The sequence below is a fragment of the Pseudomonas sp. PDM13 genome, from assembly GCF_025685765.1.
GTDB classification, from domain to species: domain Bacteria; phylum Pseudomonadota; class Gammaproteobacteria; order Pseudomonadales; family Pseudomonadaceae; genus Metapseudomonas; species Metapseudomonas solani.
Map to the genome: position 1 here is coordinate 41,354 of NZ_JAOTQU010000005.1, position 19,323 is coordinate 60,676.

Annotated in this window: 20 protein-coding genes; 16 read left to right on the forward strand and 4 right to left on the reverse strand. The window is 66.3% G+C overall.

All coding sequences use genetic code 11. The features are described from left to right. Positions 1–80: 80 nt before the first annotated feature. Complete coding sequence (gene rpmE, locus OEJ36_RS07030) at positions 81–293, reverse strand: 50S ribosomal protein L31 (RefSeq protein ID WP_003453200.1); 213 nt, start codon at positions 291–293, stop codon at positions 81–83. A gap of 162 nt (positions 294–455) precedes the next feature. Between rpmE and OEJ36_RS07035 the strand changes: the two genes are divergently transcribed. From OEJ36_RS07035 to OEJ36_RS07080, 10 genes are all read left to right on the forward strand, one after another. Then, positions 456–2,675: a primosomal protein N' gene (locus OEJ36_RS07035; RefSeq protein WP_263400901.1), complete on the forward strand. Its 2,220-nt coding sequence runs from the start codon at positions 456–458 to the stop codon at positions 2,673–2,675. Positions 2,676–2,821: 146 nt separating this feature from the next. Beyond that, complete coding sequence (argS, locus tag OEJ36_RS07040; protein ID WP_263400902.1) at positions 2,822–4,561, forward strand: arginine--tRNA ligase; 1,740 nt, start codon at positions 2,822–2,824, stop codon at positions 4,559–4,561. Positions 4,562–4,567: 6 nt separating this feature from the next. Next, on the forward strand, positions 4,568–5,269 hold the full coding sequence (locus tag OEJ36_RS07045; protein ID WP_263400903.1) for an SPOR domain-containing protein: 702 nt from the start codon (positions 4,568–4,570) through the stop codon (positions 5,267–5,269). Positions 5,270–5,365: 96 nt separating this feature from the next. Next, a complete protein-coding gene (hslV, locus tag OEJ36_RS07050) occupies positions 5,366–5,896 on the forward strand; it encodes an ATP-dependent protease subunit HslV (RefSeq protein ID WP_031288432.1) in 531 nt (176 codons plus the stop codon). A gap of 26 nt (positions 5,897–5,922) precedes the next feature. Beyond that, on the forward strand, positions 5,923–7,260 hold the full coding sequence (gene hslU, locus OEJ36_RS07055; protein ID WP_263400904.1) for an ATP-dependent protease ATPase subunit HslU: 1,338 nt from the start codon (positions 5,923–5,925) through the stop codon (positions 7,258–7,260). 80 nt (positions 7,261–7,340) lie between these two features. Then, positions 7,341–7,712 (forward strand): DUF971 domain-containing protein, encoded by a 372-nt coding sequence (locus OEJ36_RS07060; protein WP_263400905.1) that lies wholly within the window; start codon positions 7,341–7,343, stop codon positions 7,710–7,712. Between the two features lie 290 nt (positions 7,713–8,002). Further along, on the forward strand, positions 8,003–9,682 hold the full coding sequence (gene phaC, locus OEJ36_RS07065; protein WP_263400906.1) for a class II poly(R)-hydroxyalkanoic acid synthase: 1,680 nt from the start codon (positions 8,003–8,005) through the stop codon (positions 9,680–9,682). 152 nt (positions 9,683–9,834) lie between these two features. Continuing rightward, positions 9,835–10,692 carry a poly(3-hydroxyalkanoate) depolymerase gene (gene phaZ / locus OEJ36_RS07070; protein ID WP_021221356.1) on the forward strand — a complete coding sequence of 286 codons (858 nt, stop codon included), beginning with the start codon at positions 9,835–9,837 and terminating at the stop codon, positions 10,690–10,692. 184 nt (positions 10,693–10,876) lie between these two features. Continuing rightward, positions 10,877–12,559 (forward strand): class II poly(R)-hydroxyalkanoic acid synthase, encoded by a 1,683-nt coding sequence (gene phaC, locus OEJ36_RS07075; protein WP_263400907.1) that lies wholly within the window; start codon positions 10,877–10,879, stop codon positions 12,557–12,559. A gap of 61 nt (positions 12,560–12,620) precedes the next feature. Continuing rightward, on the forward strand, positions 12,621–13,235 hold the full coding sequence (locus OEJ36_RS07080; protein WP_263400908.1) for a TetR/AcrR family transcriptional regulator: 615 nt from the start codon (positions 12,621–12,623) through the stop codon (positions 13,233–13,235). Between the two features lie 46 nt (positions 13,236–13,281). Here the strand turns inward: OEJ36_RS07080 and OEJ36_RS07085 are convergent, their stop codons facing one another. From OEJ36_RS07085 to OEJ36_RS07095, 3 genes are all read right to left on the reverse strand, one after another. Then, positions 13,282–14,217 (reverse strand): phasin family protein, encoded by a 936-nt coding sequence (locus OEJ36_RS07085; RefSeq protein ID WP_043245828.1) that lies wholly within the window; start codon positions 14,215–14,217, stop codon positions 13,282–13,284. 10 nt (positions 14,218–14,227) lie between these two features. Further along, a complete protein-coding gene (locus tag OEJ36_RS07090; protein ID WP_021221360.1) occupies positions 14,228–14,668 on the reverse strand; it encodes a phasin family protein in 441 nt (146 codons plus the stop codon). A 154-nt stretch (positions 14,669–14,822) separates the two neighbouring features. Then, positions 14,823–15,098 (reverse strand): polyhydroxyalkanoic acid system family protein, encoded by a 276-nt coding sequence (locus OEJ36_RS07095; protein ID WP_021221361.1) that lies wholly within the window; start codon positions 15,096–15,098, stop codon positions 14,823–14,825. Between the two features lie 142 nt (positions 15,099–15,240). Between OEJ36_RS07095 and ubiE the strand changes: the two genes are divergently transcribed. The 6 genes from ubiE (at position 15,241) to OEJ36_RS07125 (ending at position 19,322) form a co-directional block, all read left to right on the forward strand. Then, the gene (gene ubiE / locus OEJ36_RS07100) at positions 15,241–16,011 is read left to right on the forward strand and encodes a bifunctional demethylmenaquinone methyltransferase/2-methoxy-6-polyprenyl-1,4-benzoquinol methylase UbiE (RefSeq protein WP_043245833.1); all 771 of its coding nucleotides are present in this window, start codon (positions 15,241–15,243) and stop codon (positions 16,009–16,011) included. Beyond that, on the forward strand, positions 16,011–16,628 hold the full coding sequence (locus OEJ36_RS07105; protein WP_263400909.1) for an SCP2 domain-containing protein: 618 nt from the start codon (positions 16,011–16,013) through the stop codon (positions 16,626–16,628). The genes ubiE and OEJ36_RS07105 overlap by 1 nt, the downstream gene beginning before the upstream one ends. Next, a complete protein-coding gene (ubiB, locus tag OEJ36_RS07110) occupies positions 16,625–18,220 on the forward strand; it encodes a ubiquinone biosynthesis regulatory protein kinase UbiB (protein WP_043245830.1) in 1,596 nt (531 codons plus the stop codon). Before OEJ36_RS07105 ends, ubiB begins: the two co-directional genes overlap by 4 nt. Before the next feature lie 79 nt (positions 18,221–18,299). Continuing rightward, positions 18,300–18,701, forward strand: coding sequence for a phosphoribosyl-AMP cyclohydrolase (hisI, locus tag OEJ36_RS07115; protein WP_021221365.1), 402 nt, complete (start codon positions 18,300–18,302; stop codon positions 18,699–18,701). Beyond that, positions 18,694–19,029: a phosphoribosyl-ATP diphosphatase gene (locus tag OEJ36_RS07120; protein WP_021221366.1), complete on the forward strand. Its 336-nt coding sequence runs from the start codon at positions 18,694–18,696 to the stop codon at positions 19,027–19,029. Before hisI ends, OEJ36_RS07120 begins: the two co-directional genes overlap by 8 nt. A 23-nt stretch (positions 19,030–19,052) precedes the next feature. Continuing rightward, the gene (locus OEJ36_RS07125; RefSeq protein ID WP_263400910.1) at positions 19,053–19,322 is read left to right on the forward strand and encodes a twin-arginine translocase TatA/TatE family subunit; all 270 of its coding nucleotides are present in this window, start codon (positions 19,053–19,055) and stop codon (positions 19,320–19,322) included. Position 19,323 lies beyond the last annotated feature (1 nt).

Consider the following 19,323-nt stretch of genomic DNA (forward strand, 5'->3'; position numbering starts at 1 on the left):
AAACGAAAAAGGCGCCCATCGGGCGCCTTTCTCTGTACAGCTGGAAGGCTTCATCGAAGCCTTCCCGGCTATTCGGTCGCTTATTTGGCGCCGAATACACCGAAACGCTGCTTGAAGCGATCGATACGGCCGCCGGTGTCCAGGACTTTCTGCTTACCGGTGTAGAACGGGTGGCACTCGGAGCAAACGTCGAGGCTGATGTTCTTGCCCAGGGTAGAGCGGGTCTTGATGACGTTACCGCAGCTGCAGGTAGCTTCGATCGCTACGTATTCGGGATGGATTTCCGGTTTCATGGCTTGATCCTCAGGTCTGGCGTGCCGCCACCCGACCCTATGTCGAGCACCGCACGGAAACAGGCGCGAGATGATACCAGAGCTTCGCCATCACGCAAGTCGGCCGCCACGCCTGGCGACGTGCGGCCGTGCTAGGATCGCCGCGCCCATTCGGAGACCCCCGTGCCCAACGCCATCCTGCGCCTTGCCCTGCCCTCGCCCCTGCGCCGCCTGTTCGACTACCGCGCACCCGCAGGCGTATCCGGTCGGCAGTTGCAGCCCGGCGTGCGCCTGCGCGTGCCCTTCGGCCGTCGCGAGGTGATCGGCGTCCTGGTGGAGGTGGCCGAGCACAGTGATGTTCCCGAAGACAAACTGCGCCCCGCCCTGGAACTGCTCGACCAGAAGCCGCCGCTGCCCGCCGAGCTGTTCAAGCTCTGCCTGTGGACCGCCCAGTACTACCAGCACAGCCTCGGCGACACCCTCAGTTGGGCGCTGCCCGTACTCTTGCGCCAGGGCGAACCCGCGGAAGTGCGCCAGGAGCGCTTCTGGCACGTCAGCGAAGGCGCCCGCGCCGAAGACCCGCGCCTGGCCCGCGCACCGCGCCAGCGCCAGGCGTTGACCACCCTCGCCCAGCACCCCCACGGCGTCGCCCACCAGTTGCTCAGCCAGCTGCAGTTGAACAAGGACAGCCTCGACCTGTTGCTGGAAAAGGGCCTGGTCTATATCGAGACCCGCCGCAGCACCGCCACGCCGCGCCATGAGCACTGGCTGGCCCAGGCCGAGCTGCCGCTCAACGCCGAACAGCGCGCCGCCTATGACGCCGTGTATTCCACCTTCGGCCAGTTCAACGCCTTTCTCCTCGCCGGCGTCACCGGCAGCGGCAAGACCGAGGTCTACCTGCAACTGATCCGCGAGACCCTCGCTGCCGGCAAGCAGGCCCTGGTGCTGATCCCCGAGATCAACCTCGGTCCGCAAACGCTGGAGCGCTTCTCCCGCCGCTTCAACGCACGCATCGCCCTGCTGCACTCGGCGGTGAACGACCGCGAGCGTCTCGATGCCTGGCTGGCAGCCCGCGACGGCGAGGCCGACATCATCATCGGCACCCGCTCGGCGCTGTTCACGCCGATGAAGAACCCCGGCCTGATCATCATCGACGAGGAGCACGACGCCTCCTACAAGCAGCAGGAAGGCCTGCGCTACCACGCCCGCGACCTGGCCCTGGTACGCGCACGCCAGGACAACATCCCCATCCTTCTCGGCTCCGCCACGCCCTCCCTGGAAAGCCTGCAGAACGCCCATGCCGGCCGCTACGGCCTGCTGCGCCTGACCCAGCGCGCCGGCGGCGCCCGCCAGCCACGCTTCCTGCGCCTGGACATCAAGAGCCGGCCGCTGGACTCGGGCCTCTCCGGGCCGCTGCAACAAGCCATCGAGCAGACCCTCAAGGCCGGCCAGCAGGTGCTGGTGTTCCTCAACCGCCGCGGCTTCGCCCCGACCCTGCTGTGCCATGACTGCGGCTGGATCAGCCAATGCCCGCGCTGCGACGCCCGGATGACCCTGCACCAGCGCTCCGGCGAACTGCGCTGCCACCACTGCGGCCATACCCAGCGCCAGCCCCGCGCCTGCCCGGACTGCGCCAAGGTCGACCTGCGTCCCGTCGGCGCCGGCACCGAGCGCGCGGAAGAGCGCCTGAACATCCTCTTCCCGGGCGTCCCCGTGCTGCGCATCGACCGCGACAGCACCGCGCGCAAGGACGCCATGAACAAGCTCTTCGCCACCATCAACAAGGGCGAGCCCTGCATCCTCGTGGGCACCCAGATGCTCGCCAAGGGGCACCACTTCCCCCGCGTCACTCTGGTGGCGATCCTCGATGCCGACGGTGGGCTGTTCTCCGCCGACTTCCGCGCCAGCGAGCGCATGGCCCAGCTCATCGTCCAGGTGGCAGGCCGTGCCGGGCGGGCGGAAGAACCGGGCCGGGTGATCATCCAGACCCACCTCGCCGACCACCCGCTGCTGGTGCAACTCACCGAGGAGGGCTACTTCGCCTTCGCCGAGCAGGCCCTGTCCGAGCGTCGTGCCGCCGGCCTGCCGCCCTTCGCCCACCTGGCACTGCTGCGTGCCGAAGCGCACAAACCCGGGCAGGCCGAGGAATTTCTCGATGCCGCCTGCGCCGAAGCGGAACATTTGCTCGCCGAACAGGGTCTGTCCGGCATCGAGTTGCTCGGCCCGGTGCCCGCCCCCATGGAGCGCCGTGCCGGCAAGCACCGTGCGCAGCTGCTGGTCCAGGCCAACGCCCGCGCCACCCTGCACCGCCTGCTGACGCCCTGGAGCCTGGCCCTGGAGCAGTTGCCCGGCGGGCGCAGCGTGCGCTGGTCACTGGATATCGACCCGATCGATCTTTTCTAGCGGCAGGTCACGTTCCAGGGCCGCCGCCAAGGGCTTCCCACATGCGGCTTGGCGCTTGCCGCTTGAAGCTGCGGGCTCCGCGCACCGATAATGCCCAGTTTTCAACCAGCGCCCAGGCGCCGCCGCACACCGGCCGAGAGCAGAACATGAAAGACACCATTCGCCAGCTGATCCAGCAAGCCCTGACCCGTCTCGCCAGCGAAGGCGTGCTGCCCGAGGGCCTCAGCCCGGCCATCCAGGTGGAAAACACCAAGGACAGGACCCACGGCGACTTCGCCAGCAACATCGCCATGATGCTGGCCAAGCCGGCCGGCCTGAAGCCGCGCGACCTGGCCGAAAAACTCATCGCCGCCCTGCCCCAGGACGACCAGGTGAGCAAAGTGGAGATCGCCGGCCCCGGCTTCCTCAACTTCTTCCAGAACACCCAGGCCCTGGCCCAGCGCCTGGACGCCGCCCTGGCCGACGCCCACCTGAATGTGCGCAAGGCCGGCCCGGCCCAGCGCGTGGTCGTCGACCTCTCCGCGCCGAACCTGGCCAAGGAGATGCACGTCGGCCACCTGCGCTCCACCATCATCGGTGACGGCGTGGCGCGGGTACTGGAGTTCCTCGGCGACGAGGTGATCCGTCAGAACCACGTGGGCGACTGGGGCACCCAGTTCGGCATGCTGCTGGCCTTCATGCAGGAACAGCCGGTGGGCAGCGACGCCGAACTGGCCGACCTGGAAGGCTTCTATCGCGCCGCCAAGAAGCGTTTCGATGAATCCAGCGAATTCGCCGATCGCGCCCGCGAGCTGGTGGTCAAGCTGCAAGCCGGCGACGACGAGTGCCTGCGACTGTGGAACCGCTTCAACGACATCTCCCTGAGCCACTGCCAGGCCGTCTACGACCGCCTGGGCGTGAAGCTCACCATGGCCGACGTCAAGGGCGAGAGCGCCTACAACGACGACCTGGCCAATGTGGTCGCCGACCTGCGCGCCAAAGGCCTGCTCACCGAGAGCGACGGCGCACTCTGCGTGTTCATGGACGAGTTCAAGAACGCCGAAGGCGACCCACTGCCGCTGATCGTGCAGAAAGCAGGCGGCGGTTACCTCTACGCCACCACCGACCTGGCCGCCACCCGCTACCGCAGCGGCGTGCTCAAGGCCGACCGCGCCCTGTATTTCGTCGACCAGCGCCAGGCCCTGCACTTCCAGATGGTCTTCGCCGCCGCGCGCCTGGCCGGCTTCGTGCGCCCCGACTTCGAAATGGAACACATGGGCTTCGGCACCATGAACGGCGCCGACGGCAAGCCCTTCAAGACCCGCGACGGCGGCACGGTGAAGCTGATCGACCTGCTCAACGAAGCCGAAGAGCGCGCCTACGCCCTGGTCAAGGAAAAGAACCCGGAGCTGGGTGACGCCGAACTGCGCCAGATCGGCCGCGCCGTCGGCATCGGCGCCGTGAAGTACGCCGACCTCTCCAAGCACCGCACCAGCGACTACAGCTTCAACTTCGAGCAGATGCTGAGCTTCGAGGGCAACACCGCGCCCTATCTGCTCTACGCCTACACCCGTACCGCCAGCGTGTTCCGCAAGCTGGGCAAGGGCATTGACGAGATCGGCGGGCAGATCATCCTCGCCGCCGAACAGGAGCAGGCCCTGGCCGGCAAGCTGGCGCAGTTCGCCGACACCCTCAACAACGTCGCCGCCAAGGGTGTGCCGCACATCCTCTGCACCTACCTCTACGACGTGGCCGGCCTGTTCTCCAGCTTCTACGAGAACTGCCCGATCCTCGCCGCCGAAGACGACGCCACCCAGCAAAGCCGCCTGCGCCTCGCCGCGCTGACCGGCCGCACCCTCAAGCAGGGCTTGGAGCTGCTCGGCCTGCAACCCCTGGAACGCATGTAACGGACTATGGCGAAGAAAAAAGCAGCACCCAAGCGCGGGGCCAGCCGCTATCAGGCACCGCCGAAGAAGCCGGTACCGGGCTGGGTCTGGCTGGCGATGGGCCTGGTCATCGGCGGCTTCGTGGTCATGCTGATGAAGCTCGAGCCCGGTCGCGACGACATCCGTCGCACCAAGCCCGAGCAGCAGCAGGCGGCGAACGGCAAGCCGACGCCGCGACCGCAAGCGGGCGGCCAGCAACAGCCCCAGGCGACGCCGGAGCCGACCAAGCCGAAATACGACTTCTACACGCTGCTGCCGGAATCCGAAGTCATAGTGCCGCCGGACGCCATGCCCAAGGACACGCCGCCGACCACGCCCACCCAGCCGGTGACGCCCGAGGAAGCCGCGAAGATCGACGCCGCACGCGCCGAAGCCGCCCTCGCCGGGCAGGTGCCGCCGCCCCCGCCCACCGTGGCCAAGGCGCCGGTCACCCAGTTCTTCCTCCAGGCCGGTTCCTTCCGCAAGAAGGACGACGCCGACCGCGTACGCGCGCAGATCATCCTCCTGGGGCAGAACGTCCAGGTGGAATCCGGCACCGTGCGCGAGGAGACCTGGTACCGCGTTCTGGTCGGCCCCTTCGCCACCCGTGAGCAACTGGCGGGCGCACAGAAACAGCTGGCTGGCAGCGGCTTCGGTAATCTCCTGTTGCAACAACGACAGGCACGCTGATCGGCTATTCGCAGGCGCGCGGTTGAAAAGCCGCGCCGCCTCCCCCATCTGGGTTTCCATTCGGGCAATTCGCCCCGCTGCGTGGAGACTCTCCCCTTGACCACCATCGTTTCAGTCCGCCGCAACGGCAAAGTCGTCATGGGCGGCGACGGCCAGGTTTCCCTCGGCAACACCGTGATGAAGGGCAACGCCAAGAAGGTCCGCCGTCTCTACCACGGCCAGGTGCTGGCCGGCTTCGCCGGTGCCACCGCCGACGCCTTCACCCTGTTCGAACGCTTCGAAGGCCAGCTGGAGAAACACCAGGGCCACCTGGTCCGTGCCGCCGTCGAGCTGGCCAAGGACTGGCGCACCGATCGCTCCCTCAGCCGCCTGGAAGCCATGCTCGCTGTGGCCAACAAGGACGCCTCGCTGATCATCACCGGCAACGGCGACGTGGTCGAACCCGAGCACGGCCTGATCGCCATGGGCTCCGGCGGCGGCTTCGCCCAGGCCGCAGCCACCGCGCTGCTGCAGCGCACCGAGCTGTCCGCCCGCGAGATCACCGAGACCGCCCTGAACATCGCCGGCTCCATCTGCGTGTTCACCAACCAGAACCTCACCATCGAGGAGCTGGACGCCGCCGAGTGAGGCCGTCCAGACCGGAGCTTCCGTACATGTCCATGACACCCCGCGAGATCGTCCACGAACTCAACCGTCACATCATCGGCCAGGACGACGCCAAGCGCGCCGTGGCCATCGCCCTGCGCAACCGCTGGCGGCGCATGCAGCTGCCGGTCGAGCTGCGCGCCGAGGTAACGCCGAAGAACATCCTGATGATCGGCCCGACCGGCGTAGGCAAGACCGAGATCGCCCGTCGCCTGGCCAAGTTGGCCAACGCGCCCTTCCTCAAGGTCGAAGCCACCAAGTTCACCGAGGTGGGCTACGTGGGCCGTGACGTCGAATCGATCATCCGCGACCTGGCCGACGCCGCCGTGAAGATGATGCGCGAGCAGGAGATGCACAAGGTGCGCTTCCGCGCCGAGGACGCCGCCGAGGAGCGCATCCTCGACGCCCTGCTGCCGCCGGCCCGCAGCGGCTTCGGTGACGAGCCCGCCCGCGAGGATTCCAACACCCGCCAGCTGTTCCGCAAGCGCCTGCGTGAAGGCCAGCTGGACGACAAGGAGATCGACATCGAAGTGGCCGAAAGCCCGGCCGGCGTCGAGATCATGGCCCCGCCCGGCATGGAGGAAATGACCAGCCAGTTGCAGAACCTGTTCTCCAACATGGGCAAGGGCAAGCGCAAGAGCCGCAAGCTCAAGGTCAAGGAAGCGCTGAAGCTGGTGCGCGACGAGGAAGCCGCGCGCCTGGTCAACGAAGAGGAACTCAAGGCCCGCGCCCTGGAGGCGGTGGAGCAGAACGGCATCGTCTTCATCGACGAGATCGACAAGGTCGCCAAGCGCGGCAACGTCGGCGGCGCCGATGTCTCCCGCGAGGGCGTACAGCGCGACCTGCTGCCGCTGATCGAGGGCTGCACCGTCAACACCAAGCTGGGCATGGTCAAGACCGACCACATCCTGTTCATCGCCTCGGGCGCCTTCCACCTGTCCAAGCCCAGCGACCTGGTGCCGGAGCTGCAAGGCCGCCTGCCGATCCGTGTGGAGCTCAAGGCCCTGTCGCCCGAAGACTTCGAGCGCATCCTCACCGAGCCGCACGCCTCGCTCACCGAGCAATACAGCGCCCTGCTGAAGACCGAAGGCCTGAACATCGAGTTCGCGCCGGAAGGCATCAAGCGCCTCGCCGAGATCGCCTGGCAGGTCAACGAGAAGACCGAGAACATTGGTGCCCGTCGCCTGCACACGCTGCTGGAGCGCCTGCTGGAGGAAGTCTCCTTCAGCGCCGGCGACCTGGCTGCCCAGCACGACGAGAAGCCGATCCTGATCGACGCCGCCTACGTCAACAGCCACCTCGGCGAGCTGGCCAAGGACGAAGATCTGTCGCGGTATATTCTCTAACCGCAGCCTCAAGCCCCAAGCTGCAAGCGGCAAGCACCCCGCCTCTTGCAGCTTGAAGCTTGCCGCTTGGAGCTATCGCCATGCGCATCCCCACTTCGATCCAGTTGCATAAAGCCTCCCGCACCCTGGTGCTGGGCTATGGCGATGTGAGCTACAGCCTGCCGGCGGAGTTCCTGCGGGTGCATTCGCCCTCGGCCGAGGTGCAGGGCCACGGCAAGCCGATCCTGCAGTACGGCAAGGCGCGGGTCGCGCTCGTCGGCGTCGAACCGGCGGGCAACTATGCCCTGAAACTGACCTTCGACGACGGCCACGACAGCGGCCTGTTCACCTGGGACTACCTCCATGAGCTCGCCGTCCGCCAGGACGCCCTCTGGGAGGATTACCTGCAGCAGCTTTCCGCCGCCGGGCGCTCCCGCGATCCCGACGAAAGCGTCGTCCGCCTGATGCTCTGACCCGGTGCGCCGGCCAGCCCCTTTCTGGCCAGGCCGCACTAGGTTAGAGCGCATTTTCTAGAAGCTCGCGACATACTCCCCGGCGCGCGCCCGACCCAGGGCCAGCTTGCGCAAATCCACAAACTCGGGTAACCAAGAACTGGCAGGTTCCATGCATTTGGCAACCACAGGTTCATAGAAATCGGCGAAGTTCTCTTCGCACCCCCGGTAACCCGAGCAGTACCAGGCACGCTTAACTGTCCCGTACAGCAGTAACCCGGTATCCGCCTCTGGACAATGGAGCGTCGTAGATGAGCAACAAGAACAATGAAGACCTGCAGCGCCAAGCCTCTGAGAATACCCTCGGGCTGAACCCGGTGATCGGCATCCGCGGCAAGGATCTGCTGACCTCCGCGCGCATGGTCATGCTGCAGGCCATCAAGCAGCCCTTCCACAGTGCCAAGCACGTCGCCCATTTCGGGGTCGAGCTTAAAAACGTCCTGCTCGGCTCCTCGGCCCTGCAGCCGGAAGCCGACGACCGCCGCTTCGCGGACCCGGCCTGGAGCCAGAACCCCCTCTACAAGCGCTACCTGCAGACCTACCTCGCCTGGCGCAAGGAACTGCACCAGTGGATCGAGCACAGCGACCTGTCGTCGTCCGATACCAGCCGCGGCCACTTCGTGATCAACCTGATGACCGAAGCCATGGCCCCCACCAACACCATGGCCAACCCGGCAGCGGTGAAGCGCTTCTTCGAAACCGGCGGCAAGAGCCTGCTCGACGGCCTCTCGCATCTCGCCAAGGACCTGGTCAACAACGGCGGCATGCCCAGCCAGGTCAACATGGACGCCTTCGAGGTCGGCAAGAACCTCGCCACCACCGAAGGCGCCGTGGTCTTCCGTAATGACGTGCTGGAGCTGATCCAGTACAAGCCCATCACCGAGCAGGTGCACGAGCGCCCGCTGCTGGTGGTGCCGCCGCAGATCAACAAGTTCTACGTCTTCGACCTGTCCCAGGAGAAGAGCCTGGCGCGCTTCAACCTGCGCAACGGCATCCAGACCTTCATCGTCAGCTGGCGCAACCCGACCAAGGCCCAGCGCGAATGGGGCCTGTCGACCTACATCGAGGCGCTCAAGGAAACCATCGAGGTGGTGCTTAAGATCACCGGCGCCAAGGACCTCAACATGCTCGGCGCCTGCTCCGGCGGCATCACCACAGTCGCCCTGCTGGGCCACTACCAGGCGATCGGCGAGCACAAGGTGCACGCCTTCACCCAGCTGGTCAGCGTGCTCGACTTCAACCTGGATACCCAGGTCGCGCTGTTCGCCGACGAGACCACCCTGGAGGCCGCCAAGCGCCGCTCGTACCAATCCGGCGTGCTGGAAGGCAAGGACATGGCCAAGGTCTTCGCCTGGATGCGCCCCAACGACCTGATCTGGAACTACTGGGTGAACAACTACCTGCTCGGCAACGAGCCGCCGGTATTCGACATCCTCTACTGGAACAACGACACCACGCGCCTGCCCGCCGCCTTCCACGGCGAGCTGGTGGAGATGTTCAAGACCAACCCGCTGACCCGCGCCGATGCGCTGGAGGTCTGCGGCACGCCCATCGACCTCAAGCAGGTGAAGTGCGACTTCTTCTGCGTGGCCGGCACCACCGACCACATCACCCCCTGGGAAGCCTGCTACCGCTCGGCGCTGCTGCTGGGCGGCAAGTGCGAGTTCGTGCTCTCCAACAGCGGGCATATCCAGAGCATCCTCAACCCCCCGGGCAACCCCAAGGCGCGCTTCTCCACCAACAGCGAGATGCCTGCCGACCCGAAGGCCTGGCAGGAGAACGCCACCAAGCACGCCGATTCCTGGTGGCTCTACTGGCAGGCCTGGCTGGCCGAGCGCTCGGGCAAGACCAAGAAAGCCAGCTTCACCCTCGGCAACAAGGCCTACCCGGCCGGCGAGGCTTCGCCAGGGACCTATGTCCACGAACGTTGATCGCGCGCATTGCGCATTGCTGCCCCGGCACCCGGACGTGCCAGCCAGGCCCACCGCCAATACCGGCGGCGGCCTGAACCAGGCTCGGCCTGGCGCTACAGGGAGGCCCCTCGCGGGTGCCTCCCGTCGTTTCAATCCATAGGGGCCCGCGCATGCCGCAACCTTTCGTCTTCCGCACCATCGACCTCGATGGCCAGACCATCCGCACCGCCGTCAGACCCGGCAAGGACCACCTGACGCCGCTGCTCATCTTCAACGGCATCGGTGCCAACCTCGAGCTGGTGTTCCCCTTCGTCCAGGCCCTCGACCCGGACCAGGAGGTGATCGCCTTCGACGTGCCCGGTGTCGGCGGTTCCTCCACGCCGAGCAAGCCCTACCGCTTCCCCGGCCTGGCCAAGCTCGCCGCCCGCATGCTCGACTACCTGAACTACGGCCAGGTCAACGCCATAGGCGTGTCCTGGGGTGGCGCCCTGGCGCAGCAGTTCGCCCACGACTACCCCGAGCGCTGCAAGAAGCTGATCCTCGCCGCCACCTCGGCCGGCGCGATCATGGTGCCCGGCAAGCCCAAGGTGCTCTGGCGCATGGCCAGCCCGCGGCGCTACATCCAGCCGTCCTATGGCGTGCACATCGCCCCGGACATCTACGGCGGGGCTTTCCGCCGCGACCCGACCCTGGCCATGGCCCACGCCAGCAAGGTGCGCTCCTCCGGCAAGCTCGGCTACTACTGGCAGCTGTTCGCCGGCCTCGGCTGGACCAGCATCCACTGGCTGCACCGCATCCGCCAACCCACCCTGGTACTGGCCGGCGACGACGACCCGATCATTCCGCTGGTGAACATGCGCATGCTCGCCTGGCGCATCCCCAACTCGGAACTCCATGTCATCGACGACGGTCACTTGTTCCTCGTGACCCGGGCGGAAACCGTGGCGCCGATCATCATGAAGTTCCTCGCCCAGGAACGTCAGCGCGCGGTAATCCACCCGCAGCCGATGCAACTGCGCAATCCCTGAAGCCCGCAGGCGGCGGTGCCTCCGCTCCATGATGGGGCGGCAGCACCGCATTCGCGCGGCAAAACGCCCGCTGTAACGAACTTGAATTTCCCGCGCAGTAGTCTGGAATGCACCTATTGCGCTCAGTGGTACGAGCCTTGCCTAAACCTCCTTGACGACGGATTGATTACGGAGCGTTGCCCCCATGCGAGAGAAACAGGTGTCGGGAGCCTTGCCGGTCCCCGCTAACTACATGAACGCACAGAGCGCCATTGTCGGCTTGCGAGGCAAGGACCTGGCCTCCACCGTCCGCACCCTCGCCCTGCAGGGTTTGAAGCACCCCGTGCACAGCGCCCGCCACGTCCTCGCCTTCGGTGGCCAGCTGGGCCGCGTATTGATGGGCGACACCCCGCACAAGCCCAACCCGCAGGACGCACGCTTCGCCGACCCGTCCTGGAGCCACAACCCGTTCTACCGTCGCGGCCTGCAGGCCTACCTGGCCTGGCAGAAGCAACTCTATGCCTGGGTCGAGGACAGCGACCTCGCCGACGATGACCGCGCCCGCGCGCGCTTCGTCCTGGCCCTGGTCAGCGATGCCATGGCGCCCTCCAACAGCCTGCTCAACCCCCTGGCGGTGAAGGAGCTGTTCAACACCGGCGGCCTCAGCCTGTTCAATGGCGCGCGCCACCTGCTGGACGACGTGCTGAACAACAACGCCATGCCGCGCCAGGTCAGCAAGCACTCCTTCGAGATCGGCCGCAACCTGGCCATCACTCCCGGTTCGGTGGTCTATCGCAACGAGCTGCTGGAGCTGATCCAGTACAAGCCGATGAGCGAGAAGCAGTACCTCAAGCCCCTGGTGATCGTCCCGCCGCAGATCAACAAGTTCTACATCTTCGACCTCTCGCCGGAGAAGAGCTTCGTCCAGTACGCGCTGAAGAATGGCCTGCAGGTGCTCATGGTCAGCTGGCGCAACCCCGACGCGCGCCACCGCGAGTGGGGCCTGTCCACCTATGTGCAGGCGCTGGAGCAGGCGGTCGACGTGGCCCGCGCCATCACCGGCAGCAAGGACGTCAACCTGATGGGCGCCTGCGCCGGCGGCCTGACCATCGCCGCCCTGCAAGGCCACCTCCAGGCCAAGCGGCAACTGCGCAAGGTCAGCAGCGCCAGCTACCTGGTCAGCCTGCTGGACAGCCAGGTCGAAAGCCCCGCCGCCCTGTTCGCCGACGAACAGACCCTGGAGGCGGCAAAACGCCGCTCCTACCAGCACGGCGTCCTGGACGGCCGCGACATGGCGAAGATATTCGCCTGGATGCGCCCCAACGACCTGGTGTGGAACTACTTCGTCAACAACTACCTGCTGGGCCGCCAGCCGCCGGCCTTCGACATCCTCTACTGGAACAACGACAACACCCGCCTGCCCGCCGCCTTCCACGGCGACCTGCTGGACTTCTTCAAGCACAACCCGCTGACCCGGGGCGGCGCGCTGGAAATCTGCGGCACCCCCATCGACCTGCAGAAGGTCACGGTGGACAGCTTCAGCGTGGCCGGCATCAACGACCACATCACCCCCTGGGATGCGGTCTATCGCTCGGCCCGCCTGCTGGGTGGCGACAGCCGCTTCGTGCTGTCCAACAGCGGGCACATCCAGAGCATCCTCAACCCACCGGGCAACCCCAAGGCCAACTACCTGGAAAACGGCAAGCTCAGCTCGGACCACCGCGCCTGGTACTACGACGCGAAGAACGTGCAGGGCAGCTGGTGGCCGGAGTGGCTGAGCTGGATCCAGGCGCGCTCGGGGGAGCAGCGCGAAACCCTGGTCACCCTCGGCAACCAGGCCCACCCACCCATGGAGGCGGCACCCGGCACCTACGTGCACGTGCGCTGAAGACGTTCGGCCGGCCGGGGAACACCCGGCCGGCCGCATGCAACGACGACAAGAAGACTGGATGAAGACCCGAGACCGGATACTCGAATGCGCCCTGATGCTGTTCAACAGCGAAGGCGAACCCAACGTCACCACCCTTGAGATCGCCACCGAACTGGGCATCAGCCCGGGCAACCTCTACTACCACTTCCATGGCAAGGAACCGCTGGTGATGGCGCTGCTGGAGCGTTTCCAGGACGAGCTCGCGCCGCTGCTCGACCCGCCCGAGGACGTGGAGCTGGGTGTCGAGGACTACTGGCTGTTCCTGCACCTGATCGTCGAGCGCCTGGCGCAGTACCGCTTCCTCTTCCAGGACCTCTCCAACCTCGCCGGGCGCCTGCCCAAGCTGGCCCGTGGCATGCGCGCCTGGCTCAACGCACTGAAGCGCACCCTGGCCTCGCTGCTGGCGCGGCTCAAGGCGCGAGCGCAGTTGGTCAGCGACACCGAATCCCTCGGCCAGTTGGTGGAGCAGATCACCCTCACCCTGCTGTTCTCCCTCGACTACCAGCGCATCCTCGGCAACGACGGCGAAGTACGCCTGGTGGTCTACCAGATCATGATGCTGGTGGCCCCGCATCTGCAGGACGACTCGCGCCAGGCCGCCGAGCGCATGGCCCGGCGTTATCTGGAAGCCTGAAACGCAAACGCCCGGCGCGAGGCCGGGCGTCTGTGGTCCCTGACGATCAGGACTGGCTTGGCGTGCTGGCCGGAGCGGACGGCGCCGGAGTGGCGGCGGGAGCGCTCGGTGCAGCGGCCGGAGCCGGGGTTGCGGCCGGGGTCGCCGGCTTGGCAGCTGCCGGTTTCGGCGCAGCGGCTTTCTTCACCGCAGGCTTCTTCGCAGCAGGTTTTGCAGCGGGCTTCGCCGCCGGCTTGGCAGCCGGTTTTGCCGCAGCTGCAGGCTTGGCAGCGGCTGCGGGTTTGGCCGCTGCCGGCTTCGCCGCAGGCTTGGCTGCTGCCTTGGCGGCAGGTTTCGCCGCGGGCTTGGCGGCCGGCTTGGCAGCCGGTTTCGCCGCAGCGGTCTTCGCAGCGGGCTTCGCTGCAGCCTTGGCGGCCGGCTTCGCAGCCGGTTTAGCGGCAGGCTTGGCAGCGGGTTTCGCGGCAGCGGTCTTGGCAGCAGGTTTGGCGGCGACCTTGGCGGCCGGTTTAGCGGCAGCTTTCGGAGCGGGCTTGGCAGCCGGCTTGACCGACTTGGCGGAGACGCCGGTCAGCTTCTCGATCTGCCGGGTCAGGCTGTCGACCTTGCTGTTCAGGTCCTTCACCTCGTTGCGGCTAGGAACGCCGAGACGGGAGATGGCACTGTTCAGACGCTTGTCGAAGGCCTCTTCCAGCTCGCCCCATTTGCCGATCGCCTTGTCCTTGACCTCATCGACCTTGGACTTGGCGGAGCCGACGCGGGAACCAACCCGAGACTTGACCGCATCGACCTGCTTGTCGACTTCGGTCTTGGCCTGTTTTTCAGCCTTCTCACCATCCTTGACCAGCGTATCGAACAGCTTGGTGCCGTCGTTGCTGACCTTCGAGTAGGCCCCCAAGCCAGCCAGCCAGATCTGGCGCGAGTATTTCTCGATCTCGCCGATCCAGGAGTTGGTTTCTTTCGTGGTTTTTTTCTTACCAGCCATCCTGCTCTCCTTATTTGGTTCGCGCGACGTGCTCGAGCAACGCGCTCAGCTCGTCAAGCTTAGCAGAGAGTGCCTCAACGTCCTGTCGCGAGGGAATACCCAGGCGATTGAGTGCGACAGCGACGCGGTTGTCGAAGGCTTTTTCGATCTTGTCGAGCTGCACTTCGACCTTTTCCTTCACGCCGGTGACCGAGCCCTTGACGCTGCCCTTCACCGAATCGATCTGGCTGTTGGCGGCTTCGACGCGCGCATCGACGACCTTGCGGCCCTGCTTCTCGACGCTCTCGCCGGCCTTCACCAGGTCGCGCAGGTAGTCGGCGCCTTCCTGCCCGGCCTTGGCGTAGGCACCCAGGCCAGCCAGCCAGATCTTGCGGGCATAGAGACGGACATCGGAAAGGACGGTGGTCTTGGTTTCTTCGACTTTCTTCTTGACGACGGCGGCTTTGGCCATGGTGCACCTCACTCGGGTAATGGAGGACTCGCCCTTTCTCAGGGCTTGAGGTGCACATTAACGAGGAAAATTAGAAACCGCATACTAGCCGCGGGTTGGGTGAAACGCGCCGTGCCCGCCCTATCCACGTGCCGTGAAAAGAGCCCTCACGGCATCAGGCCAGGTACTCGTCCAGCGCCTTCTCGATCTCGCGCTTGATGCTGCCGCTCATGGCCGACAGCAGCAGGCCCAGCTTCACCTCGACATTCACCTTGTCGTCGCTGACCTCGATCTGCCCGTCGGCGCCGCTGCGCTTGAACTCCAGGGTGTCGCCACGCCACTGATAGCGCACGTCGTATTCACGGGCGAGGCGCTCGGCGAGCTGCTCGGCCTTGGCCCGGACGGCGCTGCGGCCCAGGTTGTGGGAACGTTCGACATTGATGCGGGCCATGGGCCAACTCCTGACTGCGACTTAAGGTCGCGCGACTATAGCAGGCCGCCCGCGGGCCCTGGCGAACCGGCACCGTTCGGGGCCAAGACAAAGCAGGCCAACCGCGCCTAAAATGGCCGCCAATTTCTTCCGGGGCAGCGACATGAACGATCCGCGCAAAGGCAGCGATGCCGAACCCACCACCCACTTCGGCTACCAGAGCGTTCCCGAGAGCCAGAAGGCCGACAAGGTCGCCGAGGTGTTCCACTCCGTGGCCGCCAAGTACGACCTGATGAACGACCTGATGTCCGCGGGCGTCCATCGGCTGTGGAAGCGCTTCACCATCGAACTCTCCGGCGTACGCCCGGGCAACCGCGTGCTCGACATCGCCGGCGGCACCGGCGACCTCACCCGCCAGTTCTCGCGCCTGGTGGGCAGCACCGGCGAAGTGGTGCTGGCCGACATCAACGCCTCGATGCTCAAGGTCGGTCGCGACAAGCTGCTGGACAGCGGCGTCGCCGGCAACGTCAGCTTCGTCCAGGCCGATGCCGAGCAGTTGCCCTTCCCCGACAACCATTTCGATGTAGTCACCATCGCCTTCGGCCTGCGCAACGTCACCCACAAGGACGCCGCCCTGCGCTCCATGCTGCGTGTGCTCAAGCCCGGCGGCCGCCTGCTGGTGCTGGAGTTCTCCAAGCCCACCAGCAACCTGCTGTCCAAGGCCTATGACGCCTACTCCTTCAGCCTGCTGCCGCTGATGGGCAAGCTGATCACCAACGACTCCGAGAGCTACCGCTACCTGGCCGAGTCGATCCGCATGCACCCCGACCAAGAAACCCTCAAGGCCATGATGGTGGAGGCCGGCTTCGAGCGCGCCACCTTCCACAACATGACCGGCGGCATCGTCGCCCTGCACCGCGGCATCAAGCCCTGATGCTTACCCAGGCCCTGCTCGCCGGCGTCGAACACGGCATCAACCGCGTCCTCAGGCTCGACGGCACTGCGCTGCCGCGCCTGTCGCGCCTCGAAGGCAAGGTGATCGAGATCGATTGCCAGGCCCCCGCCCTGCAGCTGTTCATCCTCCCCGGAGGCGACGGTCTGCAACTCGCGGCGAACTGGGCCGCACCGGCCGACTGCCGCCTGCGCGCGCCGGCCGCCAGCCTGCTGCGCCTGGCCCTGAGCCGCGAAAAGACCGCCGTCCTGCACCGCCCGGAAGTCGAGCTGGACGGCGACAGCGCCGCGCTCATGGAACTCGCCGGCATCCTCCAGGACCTGGAGCTGGACTGGGAATACGAGCTGTCCCGCTGGCTCGGCCCGGTGGCCAGCCAACTGCTCGGCGCCCACCTGCGCAGCCGTGTCGACTGGACCACCCAGAGCCTCGACAGCCTGCGCCTGAACCTCGCCGACTACCTGGCCGAGGAATCGCGCACACTGGTCGGCCAGCGTGAAGCGGACGCCCGCTTCGCCGAACTGGACCGTCTCAAGGTCGACCTCGACCGCCTCGACGCCCGCATCGGGCGCCTGACCCAGAAAAGCAAACCCAACGCATGAAGCTGCTCGCCGTCCGCCGTCTGCTGCGCATCCAGAGTGTGGTCATCCGCTACCGCCTCGATGACCTGGTCTTCGACCTGCCGCTGCCCTGGTGGCTGCGCGCCCTCAGCTACCTGCTGCCCTGGCGCTGGTTACCGCGCAAGCGCCTGGAGCTCTCCCGTGGCGCACGCCTGCGCCTGGCGCTGGAAGGCCTGGGGCCGATCTTCATCAAGTTCGGCCAGCTGTTGTCCACCCGCCGCGACCTGCTGCCGCCGGACATCGCCGACGAGCTCGCGCGCCTGCAGGACCAGGTCCCGCCCTTCGACCCCGAGCAGGCCGTGGCCCGTATCGAGGAGCAGCTCGGCGCCCGCGTCAGCGAAGTCTTCGCCCGCTTCGACGTCACCCCGCTGGCCTCCGCCTCGGTGGCCCAGGTCCACGCCGCGCAGCTGAAAAGCGGCGAGGAAGTGGTGGTCAAGGTGATCCGCCCCAACCTGCGCCCGATCATCCGCCAGGACCTCGCCTGGCTGTTCATCCTCGCGCGCATCGCCGAGCGTCTCTCCAGCGACGCCCGCCGCCTGCGCCCGGTGGAAGTGGTCAGCGACTACGAAAAGACCATCTACGACGAACTCGACCTGCTCCGCGAGGCGGCCAACGCCAGCCAGCTGCGGCGCAACTTCGAAGGCTCGCCGCTGCTCTACGTGCCCCAGGTGTACTGGGACCTGTGCCGCCCCAAGGTGCTGGTGATGGAGCGTATCTACGGCGTCCCGGTCACCGACCTGGCCACCCTCGCCGACCAGCGCACCGACCTCAAGCTGCTGGCCGAACGGGGCGTGGAGATCTTCTTCACCCAGGTCTTCCGCGACAGCTTCTTCCACGCCGACATGCACCCCGGCAACATCTTCGTCAGCAACCGCCAGCCCTGGAACCCGCAGTACATCGCCATCGACTGCGGCATCATCGGCAGCCTCACCCCCGAGGACCAGGACTACCTGGCGCGCAACCTGATCGCCTTCTTCAAGCGCGACTACCGCCGCGTCGCCCAGCTGCACATCGACTCCGGCTGGGTGCCCGCCGAAACCCGGGTCAACGACTTCGAAGCCGCCATCCGCACCGTCTGCGAGCCGATCTTCGAGCGGCCGCTCAAGGACATCTCCTTCGGCCAGCTGCTGCTGCGCCTGTTCCAGACCGCGCGCCGCTTCAATATGGAAGTGCAGCCGCAACTGGTGCTGCTGCAGAAGACCCTGCTCAACATCGAAGGCCTGGGCCGCCAGCTGTACCCGGACCTCGACCTCTGGAGCACCGCACAGCCCTACCTGGAACGCTGGATGCGCGAACGCATGAGCCCCAGGACCCTGCTGCACAACCTGCAGTCCCAGGTCGAACAGGTGCCGCACGTCGCCAACATGACCCGCGACCTGCTGGAGCGCATGAGCCAGCCCCACGCCGCCGACCCGCCGCCGCCCTGGCACAAGCCCCGTGACGGCCTGGCCCTGCGCCTGATCGGCGCCGCCCTGCTGGTCGGTGCCGCCACCCTCGGCCTGGAGCAACACGCCGCAGCCTGGCCCGCCTGGCTGATGCTGGCCGGTGGTCTGTATCTGGTATTGCGCCGATAGCCAAGCCAGCGCCGGCGCTGGCACACTAGCCGCCCCGGTCAGGCCGTGCATCGCACCTGACCCGCTCGTGGAAACCGAAATGAACGACTGGCTGGAAGAAATTCACTGGAATGCCGATGGTCTGGTGCCGGCAATCGCCCAGGACCACAAGACCGGCCGCATCCTGATGATGGCCTGGATGAACCGCGAATCCCTGACGCTCACCGTCGCCGAGAACCGTGCCATCTATTGGTCACGCTCCCGTGGCAGGCTATGGCGCAAGGGCGAGGAATCCGGCCACGTGCAGCGTCTGCACGAGCTGCGCCTGGACTGCGACGCCGACGTCGTGGTGCTGATGGTCGAACAGCTTGGCGGCATCGCCTGCCACACCGGCCGTGAAAGCTGCTTCTACCGCGTCTTCGAGAATGGCGACTGGAAAACCGTCGACGCGGTCATCAAGGACCCCGATGCGATCTACCACGCAGGACACACCCATGAGTGACACCCTTACCCGCCTCGCCGAGGTCCTGGAAGCGCGCAAGGGCGCCGCAGCGGACTCCTCCTACGTGGCCAGCCTGTACCACAAAGGGCTGAACAAGATTCTCGAAAAGGTCGGCGAGGAATCGGTGGAAACCATCCTCGCCGCCAAAGACGCCGCCGTCAGCGGCGACTGCAGCGACCTGATCTACGAAACCGCCGACCTCTGGTTCCACAGCCTGGTCATGCTCGCCGCCCTCGGCCAGCACCCCCAGGCGGTGCTCGATGAACTGGATCGTCGCTTCGGCCTGTCCGGGCACGCTGAAAAAGCCGCCCGCCAGCCTTCCGCATAACGCATTAGCCTCAGGAGCAAACCATGGGTATTTTCGACTGGAAACACTGGCTGGTCATTCTGATCGTCGTCGTCCTGGTGTTCGGCACCAAGCGCCTGAAGAACCTCGGTTCGGATGTCGGCGAAGCCATCAAGGGCTTCCGCAAGGCGATGAACACCGAAGAAGACCAGAAGGCCGAACAACAGGCTGCCGCCCAACCGCAAGCGCAACAGCCCGGCACCCCGCTGAACCAGCCGCACACCATCGACGGCCAGGCACAGAAGGTCGAAGAGCCGGTAGTGCGCAAGGACTGAC

Coding starts and splice junctions, on each gene's coding strand:
- argS (WP_263400902.1), top strand. CDS start 2,822: ATGAAAGACACCATTCGCCAGCTGATCCAGCAAGCCCTGACCCGTCTC.
- OEJ36_RS07090 (WP_021221360.1), bottom strand. CDS start 14,668: ATGGCCAAAGCCGCCGTCGTCAAGAAGAAAGTCGAAGAAACCAAGACC.
- OEJ36_RS07045 (WP_263400903.1), top strand. CDS start 4,568: ATGGCGAAGAAAAAAGCAGCACCCAAGCGCGGGGCCAGCCGCTATCAG.
- ubiE (WP_043245833.1), top strand. CDS start 15,241: ATGAACGATCCGCGCAAAGGCAGCGATGCCGAACCCACCACCCACTTC.
- OEJ36_RS07125 (WP_263400910.1), top strand. CDS start 19,053: ATGGGTATTTTCGACTGGAAACACTGGCTGGTCATTCTGATCGTCGTC.
- phaC (WP_263400907.1), top strand. CDS start 10,877: ATGCGAGAGAAACAGGTGTCGGGAGCCTTGCCGGTCCCCGCTAACTAC.
- rpmE (WP_003453200.1), bottom strand. CDS start 293: ATGAAACCGGAAATCCATCCCGAATACGTAGCGATCGAAGCTACCTGC.
- phaC (WP_263400906.1), top strand. CDS start 8,003: ATGAGCAACAAGAACAATGAAGACCTGCAGCGCCAAGCCTCTGAGAAT.
- OEJ36_RS07085 (WP_043245828.1), bottom strand. CDS start 14,217: ATGGCTGGTAAGAAAAAAACCACGAAAGAAACCAACTCCTGGATCGGC.
- hslU (WP_263400904.1), top strand. CDS start 5,923: ATGTCCATGACACCCCGCGAGATCGTCCACGAACTCAACCGTCACATC.
- OEJ36_RS07120 (WP_021221366.1), top strand. CDS start 18,694: ATGAGTGACACCCTTACCCGCCTCGCCGAGGTCCTGGAAGCGCGCAAG.
- phaZ (WP_021221356.1), top strand. CDS start 9,835: ATGCCGCAACCTTTCGTCTTCCGCACCATCGACCTCGATGGCCAGACC.
- hisI (WP_021221365.1), top strand. CDS start 18,300: ATGAACGACTGGCTGGAAGAAATTCACTGGAATGCCGATGGTCTGGTG.
- OEJ36_RS07105 (WP_263400909.1), top strand. CDS start 16,011: ATGCTTACCCAGGCCCTGCTCGCCGGCGTCGAACACGGCATCAACCGC.
- OEJ36_RS07080 (WP_263400908.1), top strand. CDS start 12,621: ATGAAGACCCGAGACCGGATACTCGAATGCGCCCTGATGCTGTTCAAC.
- OEJ36_RS07060 (WP_263400905.1), top strand. CDS start 7,341: ATGCGCATCCCCACTTCGATCCAGTTGCATAAAGCCTCCCGCACCCTG.
- ubiB (WP_043245830.1), top strand. CDS start 16,625: ATGAAGCTGCTCGCCGTCCGCCGTCTGCTGCGCATCCAGAGTGTGGTC.
- OEJ36_RS07095 (WP_021221361.1), bottom strand. CDS start 15,098: ATGGCCCGCATCAATGTCGAACGTTCCCACAACCTGGGCCGCAGCGCC.